At 45.1% G+C, this 8,247-nt stretch carries 2 protein-coding genes; one reads left to right on the top strand and one right to left on the bottom strand.

Features of this window, described 5'->3' with window-relative positions; all coding sequences use genetic code 11:
* Positions 1 to 549: 549 nt before the first annotated feature.
* Positions 550 to 5,925: a CBM35 domain-containing protein gene (locus PWYN_RS20130; RefSeq protein ID WP_036655558.1), complete on the bottom strand. Its 5,376-nt coding sequence runs from the start codon at positions 5,923 to 5,925 to the stop codon at positions 550 to 552.
* Positions 5,926 to 6,963: 1,038 nt separating this feature from the next.
* Here PWYN_RS20130 and PWYN_RS20135 point away from each other — a divergent pair.
* Positions 6,964 to 8,247, top strand: coding sequence for an MFS transporter (locus tag PWYN_RS20135; protein WP_036655560.1), 1,284 nt, complete (start codon positions 6,964 to 6,966; stop codon positions 8,245 to 8,247).

The raw sequence follows: 8,247 nt of genomic DNA on the forward strand, positions 1-8,247 counted from the left end.
CGATTACAATTTTAGTTTAACGGAGGAGGTTAGATTAAACAATCTGCCCGTAAGGTTTATGAACGGGGAACCCGTCTGTTATAGACTGTACTATTGATTAACAGGTGTATTCAAAGCCGATCATTGACTTCCAACGGGTTCGCATGGATGCTCCTCAAAACCGTAGTAATGTTTATTCGTATACAAGGCGCTTGCTATCGCTCCTATGGTTTTCATATTACCTTTCGTTCCTTCTGGACTTTTATAATTTTTTTTAGCATGTTTAGAAGGAAATGTTCCTGCTAAATTAAGGATTCTTCCCCTATGGAGTGATATAGAGGAGATTTTTCCCTATAAATTTCAGGTTTTGGCTCAATATAGATAATTTTCTTAAATATATAGGGGGTTTTTCCCTCTAAACTTTATTTATCACAGCTGTCTAGTAGTAAACTGGATTTAAAACAGACTTATCATGGTTGGTTACTACTATAATAAAACAAGAGGCGCTCCCCCTAATGTTGTGAGGGGGGAGCGCCTTAATTATACCGGATAGAACCGGCAATACCTGGCTTATCTCATATAATTCAGCAGCATCTGCGCAGCTTCAGCGCGGGTAGCGGAAGCTTGGGGTGCGAAGCTGCCATCGGCTCGCCCGTTCACAAGCCCGATCGAAGCTGCTGCGGCAACGTGTTCCGCAGCCCAGCCCGAAATATCCGCAGTATCCGTCATAGACAGTTTATCCGGAGCTTTCGGAGATGCACCATGCTGCAGCCGATAGGCCCGCATCAGAATGACCGTCATCTCCTCGCGGCTGATCTCTGCCCCAGGCTGGAAGGATTCCGCAGTCCGGCCGGTAATCAGACCAGCTTCCACCATGCCGGAGAGGGCGCTTCCGTACCAGGCACCATCCGGAACATCGGCGAACGCGGTCGTGCCGCTGCCGCTGAATTGCAGTGCGCCTGCAACCAGCTGTACGAATTCAGCCCGTGTGATATTCCGACCCGGCTGATAGGCCGTCTCCGATATCCCATTGATCAGGTGCTTCGCGGACAACTCACGCAAAGCTTCAAAAGCCCAGTGCGTAGCAGGAACATCGTTGAAATGCTTGGAGTACTCCAGCAGCGCGTAGGTGCCGCTGCCGTCAAGAACCGCATTCAATCGCCCGGCTTCTGCTGCTCCGCCCAGGTAAGTGAGCGTGCCGTCGCTGCCTACAAGATAAAGCCCTAGCAGTTGCGGTTGAAGTCCTGCATCAGCCAGCCAGCTTAGGCCTACCGGTGCAACAGCCTTCTGGAGGTGGTGTACTGTCCCGTCTCTTGCGGTCAAACTCAGATCATAATTCAGCAACTTGCCCTTAAGTGTTACGCCTGTTTGTGTCTTCAGAGAAGCACCTTCTAACGTCTTCAGCTCCGCCTTCAGCACAATCTTGGCCCCGCTCAGTTCAGCAGCAGGAAGAATTGTGGACAGCTTCTTCAGCAGCTCCGGCTTCAGTTCAAGAGCCATTCCGTCTCCTTGCAGCCGGAGCGTCTGGGTTCCCAGTAGCTCCCCGGCATTCACCGGAAGCTCAACGACAGCAGCCTTGCCCACCAGCACAGTAACGGCTCCGTTCTCAGACGCGCCGCTGAGCTGTCCAGCCGAGATAACTGCGGTCGAAGGCTGTGGTGTTATTGTTGGCTTAGGCGTTAGAGTAGGATCCGGCACGTTTACCGGCGGACTGGTCGGCGCTGGCGACTCACGGTGAACGTTCAGTTCGATCGCTGCCGAACTGAACGTATCCGTATAAAACCGGCCGCCGATGGTCCGGGTATTGGTGACCTGCACCTTGTATAACCCTGCATCAGCCAGTTGGGTCCGTCCGAGAGTCAGGCTGCTGCTGCCGGCACCGTCCAATAGCAGATCATTCTTCAGCCAGCGGTAACTCAACTCTCCGTATACCGAATGAGCTACAACGGTAAAAGTTGCAGCATCGCCTTCCGTTACCGGATTGCCGGCAACCGTGAACGATTTAATCACCGGGGCTTCATGCACCGGATATACCTTAAGCAGTAACTCCGTTCCGGTGATCCGCTCCGGAGTATTGTCTCCTTTACCGGTCAGCACAACACGATAATGCGTCCCGTCATCATCCATTCCCGGAGTGAAGCGGTATAGGGCACCGGTAACACTCGAGATCGGCAGCCAATCACTGTCGCCCTTTAGCTTTACTTCCCAATCAATAGACTCAATGTCTCCTGTTGTATCAACCAGAAGTGTTAAGGGGGCACCCTCAACGGTCTCAAGCTGCGGAGGCAAATCCACCGTGAATGCCGGTGTGATCCATTCCGCCTCAGCCGGAAGCACCTGCAGAATATACTCCTGCTCTCCAGTCAAGCCGCCTTCATTTGTCACGACGACTTTGTACTTGTAGCCGCTCATCTCCTCCGTCAATTCCGTAAGTCTTAATACTTCGTCTGCTCCGACCGGTTCGCCGTAACCATTACCCTCATCCGCAAACCAGGCATAGGACAGTACCCCGGCCCCTATACTGGCGGCTCGGAGCACTCCGTCTGCTCCCGCCCGCAGTGAGCCTTCACTGACAATCTGAACCTCCGCAGCCTTATGGTTCCATTTCGCAGTCAGCATCAGAACACCGGGCACGGTCTGGGCTGTAAAGTCCCATTTCGCTGCATCGCTATACCAGCCCTCCAGCACATAACCTTCCTTCGTTACGTCCGGAGCAGTCAACTGTTCGCCGTATACCGCCTGAACAACCGTCTGTGCCGGACTTCCGCCATTGGCGTTAAAAGTTATATTATAGCGCTCATTTAGCTCGGACAATGCGCTGATTTCACTATTGCTGAGGTTGCGGATTTCGATTTTCATGCGTTGATTATCTTTCGCCTGGTCATCCGCTAACCTCACCGTTGCACCATCACTCTTGGATGCTCCTTCTACAGTGATTACTTTGTTATTACTTTTGTTAACTATTTTATAATAGTCACCGTCTTTTTCCAGTTTCCATTGCTGAGTATCCGGTATGGATCCGGAAGCTTTGGTATTCTGACAGAGCTGCTGTATGACTGAACCGGGTAGAATGTCGAGGACATGTCCGCTTTGAACTGACTGGATCTGGTAATATCCCGTACCGAGATCCAAGAATCTCCACAGTTGATTATTTCCGTCACCATTGGACCATTGGTTAATTACCGCCAGCGGATCACTTGAAACTCTATCCACATCCAAGGCTTTTCCGCTGTGCTTTGGCTGGATTTTAACCATCTTTTCGGGAATGATTTTCTTGGCAATCGAACTCATAAATCCGCCGCTGGACTTATCAATGGTGAGGCTGTCGATATTGAATCTTCCAGTGTCTCCCTGTTCACGGATGAATTCAATTACATTTTTTCCGGCATTCAAGTTTACTGACTCCGTTCTGTTACTCCAGGTATCCCAGTTCGCTGTCGGAGGTAAGGACACTTGTTTTATTCTCTGCCCGTTGACATACATACTCATAGTTATATTTGAACTCTGTGTACCGGAATACCGCAATGTTGATGTATAGGCAGCCGTATTGGGGATGTTAACTTCGAACTTAAGCGCATCGCCTGTTTGCTCAAATCCGCCTACAAATCCATTGCCTTCATACCACAAATGATCTCTGGCAATCTGCAATTTGCCTGCTCTGGTTGCTTCTTCTGCCTGATACCTCCAGGGAGTGCGTTTGTTAAGATGTATACTGTCAATATTAATAATGCCTGAATTGTCCGTTTCATTTTTGTAAGTGATCGTATTTTTCCCCTCATTGAGGTTTAAAGTCTCAAGCTGCTCCTTCCAGACCCTAAGTCCGCCAGTAGGAGGGAGGGTTATACTTTTAACACGTGTGCCATTCAAGTACAAGCCTAAGGTTGTGCCTGCAGCTTCTTTTGCATATCTCAGCTTTACATCATAAGACGCCGCATTCTCAACATTTATAGAAAACTCCACGGATGAGTTCGCTTTGGACAGTCCGGATACATAACCGGTCCCCATATTGCCGTCTTTGGCGTAAACGATTGCCGCATCATTTGAGCCCGTAGTTGTTGCATCTTCGGCTCCATAATGCCAGGTAGTTGCTTCGGTAACTGTTATATAGTCAAGATTGACATTGCCGGTATCGCCGGAGTCATATCTATACATGATCGTATTTTCCCCTTCTTTAAGGAAAACATTGTCGTAGCGGTCGGCCCAGCTGTCCCAGCTCTTTAAACTAAAAAAATCTACCCGCTTAACTTTTTGCCCGTTTACATACATACTCAAGGTTCTGTCATCATTAAACCCTAAGCTGTAGCCAAGCTTAACCGAATAGCTGCCTGCAGCAGCGGCATTTACCTTGAAGCTGACTGCGGAATTGGAAATCCACAACCCTCCGGCAAACCCGGTCCCGCTGAACCCCGGATGGTCTGAACCTACATTTGCATTTCCGGACAGTCCGGCATTTTCTGCCTCATACAAAGTGGTTTTTTTTAGGATCATGGCATCCAGAGCTAAAGTGCTCTTACCGGAGAGACGGATCGTGTTGCTTCCGGCGTTTAGCTTAATGTTATAAGCTGTTTTAATATCGAAGTTTGCATTAAATCCTGTATTCGAGGTAAAGGAAAGATCTCTGGCGGCCTCCTGATTGACGCCTAATTTCATGTTAACGGCATTCGCCGCCGTATTATTATATCTGAAATCCAGGGAGTAGGTACCTTGATCCTTAGTGTTAACTGTAAACTCTATATAGTCATCGGTGCTGTTATCACTGTATTTTTCATATACCGCGCCAGAAGCATAACTACTGTTTCCAATGACTTTAGAAACGCCTGACAGTTTTGCATCTTCTGCTTCATAAATTTCGCTTTTTTCCTCTCCTGAAGGTCTGTTCAGGACAGTACCTGGGTTGGAAGGGATGCCGAGATTTATAAAATCAATATCATCCCAGTAGATACGCTGCGCTCTTATTCCTCTGTTTCCGCCGCCTTGTCCATGGGTCGGTATGCCATGATACATAATCCAATCCTCGGTGTCGTCTTCAGACTTTAGGAACAAGGGTGATCCCGGCCCATATGAGCTGTTCTCATCCGATCTTTTCATGGCAGGCTCCGGATATTTGACCCATGACTGGGCATTCATCACATCAGATGATGCATCCGCCACGGATACGCCTACAGAATAGTTATCATTCATAAAGCTGCTTGCCGAGTAGGCGAAGTAGATCTTGCCATTTCGTTCAACGACCGCAGCACCCTCATTGATATTGTCGCCATGTTTTTCCCAGTTGTATTGCGGCATTGCCACTGTACCTTCGACACCTTGTAAGGTCCACGGATTCGTCATTTTGACAATCGTTGGACTCTCATCGAATTTCATATTCGCCGGATTCTGAGGGTCCGGGAAATAATAATATTTGGTATAGGTGAAGTATCGTTCCCCTTTAATGGTCACAACGCCGCAGGCCAAACCATAGCCCTGGGTGTTCAGCAGCCCTTTCTTGGTTGTAACCTGACCATTGCTGTCTGCATTGGCGGATTCTCCTTTAAGCTCCCAGGTTCCTTCAAAAGGATCGGGTGAAGCGTTCTCCAGAACGTAAGAGCTTGGATGTCCATATCCGAAGCTTTCCTCCGGGCCTGAAGAGAAATAAAGATACCATTTGCCATCCAGCCTATATACGTATGGACCCCACACGTATCCAAAGTTATCTGGCTTTTCCCAGACTACTTTGCTCTTAGCGGTGGATACACCGAGAATGGTTTCATGTCTTTTTAAGGTGATATTATTATCGCCGGAAGAAGCTGAATAATAATAACCATCTGCAGCCCTAGCAATTGTAGGATCAGCCCCTCCCATAAGCGGGTTTACATAATTAGTTGTAACATCGGCACTTGAGATGCCGGTCAGTAATAATGAAAGCACTAACACAAAAGGGAACAGCCATAAACTTTTTTTCCTCATATATATATTCTCCTTTTCTAATCCATTGTTCCGGACGTTTTGTCTGATTGGAAAACGCGATTTCGTTATCCTCCTCTCTAATAAATAATCCCCCCAAAATTGAAACCGCTTACTTTTATTTGTTGGGCTACGCATTCATTATAAAATAATAGCGAAACTGTTTTTCCGCATCATGTTTTGCGATATTTTGAGGGATTGTACTTACAGGAGAGCGGTCGTGTACAAAATCTTAATGTTCTTGCATTTTTTTTAGTTTTCTTATGATATTTTTACCGATGGAACTTACGCTGAGGCGCTTTTTATCTGGTTTAGAAGAGTAGAGTAAACACCGAAAATCTCGTTAACTCACTGCACTTTTACTTAGCTGTTCCAATTGGTCAACACACCACTTTCTGGTGATTGTTTAATCATATCAAATTTTCTCGTGTTAACTGAAGAAGTTCAAATCGCCAATACTTGAATTACTGTTATATGCGAGAAAGCTTGATTTCCATGTGAAAAAAGTTAGTTTTTTTATATAATATTAGGGATTAATTAGTAAAATTATGTTTAATATACAGGGATAATATGTTATTATTGTAACTGCATGATATGTATTTGTTATCCTAATTTTAATAATGTTTTTATTATCTTAGCTATTTTTAAGTTCGGAGGTGGGATTTCACTCGAAATAGATGCTACTTTAGTACCCAAAACAATTTAATATTCTTTTACACAGAAATTTATTACTAACATTAGTGATAACGAATTAAATAAAATACATAGGCTTATTCGAAAAGAAAATGTTCATTAAATGTTATTTGCAGAATTGTTATCACGTCTGATATTAGCAAAAGAATTAAATTTAAAACCCAAAGACCTATTCATTTTAATGTTTCGCATTCGGGGTCATGGGTCGTTCTAGTTATTTCTGATAATTCTGTAGGAATAGATGAAATTTGATTTCGGGAACGTTATCTTCAGCATTTGCTTTGTATAGGTACGGTTTTAGAAAAGAATAGCACGCGTATTCATTTTGTAACTGTGGGAGAAGAGAAAATGGAGAAGCAGAATGTAAATGTAAAGACATTTTGGATCATGGTAGTGGGACAGTTTATTTCCCTGTTTGGAAATAGCCTGCTGCGTTATTCGCTATCACTATATATTTTAGATATTACAGGGTCGGCAACCATTTATTCAATATTGATGGCACTTACGGTTGTGCCTCAGATTTTTATAGCCCCTTATGGTGGAGCATTAGCGGACCGGGCAAGCAAAAAGCTAATCATGATAGCATTGGATGTAATTGCCGGCTGCATGTTATTGGCATATGGATTTTTTATGATGCACTATGACGTATCTGTAATCGGAGTTGGAATTTTCATCTGTGTGATGGCAATTATTCAGAATATTTATGATCCGACCGTAAGGGCAACTGTACCTATAATCGTGGAACCAGAAAATTTAGCTAGAGCAAACAGTATCACTCAGGTGATTTCTACAGTGTCCCTTCTTCTCGGTCCGCTAGCGGCAGGATTTGTCTACGGATTGTATGGAATCCGGTTTGTGCTCTTATTAGATGGCGTCAGTTTTCTGGCCGCTGCACTGATTGAGATGTTCCTGGTGATCCCCTATCAAAAAAGAGAGTGGACAGGGAACCCCCTTGTGGTGTTCTCTAAGGAATTGGTTGAAACCTTCCGCTATGTAAACCGGGAACAAAAGATCCTACTCTATATTGCATATATTTCTGCCGGGTTAAATTTCCTTATTATGCCGCTTTATCTAATCGGAATCCCTTTTTTGGAAAAAGAAGTATTTCATGTGACCAATGCGATGTATGGGATTTCTGAGGCGTGTATCGGAGCAGGAGTGATTATTGGTGCACTCATTGTCGGCATTTGGGGGAAAGCGCTTTCAATTGAGAAATTTCATTATTTGTTTGTAATCCTTGCGGTCGTGATTTTCGGAATGGGCTGTTCTACGCTAACGTTTGTGATCCAGAAGGATGGAGTCAGTTATCTGGCATATTTTATGCTGACAATCACAGGATTCTTTTTCACCGCTTTCAGCACGATCTCCAGCATCGTAGCCATTACCTTTATTCAAAAGGCATCACCGAAAACACAGATTGGCAAAATAATGTCTTTAATCAATGCCTTCAGCACCATGTTTTTGCCATTTGGCCAGGTGCTTTTGGGCTGGCTGTATGAAGTGATTGGCAATAATTATATTTACTTGTATGTGGGGGTAGCTCTCATTACTTTGGTGGAAAGCAGAATTATAAGAAAAATAATAAAAGAGGCCAAAGTGAATTCTAATACAAGTTTTGAAATGAGTCTATAA

This window comes from Paenibacillus wynnii (assembly GCF_000757885.1).
Taxonomy (GTDB): Bacteria; Bacillota; Bacilli; order Paenibacillales; family Paenibacillaceae; genus Paenibacillus_AQ; species Paenibacillus_AQ wynnii.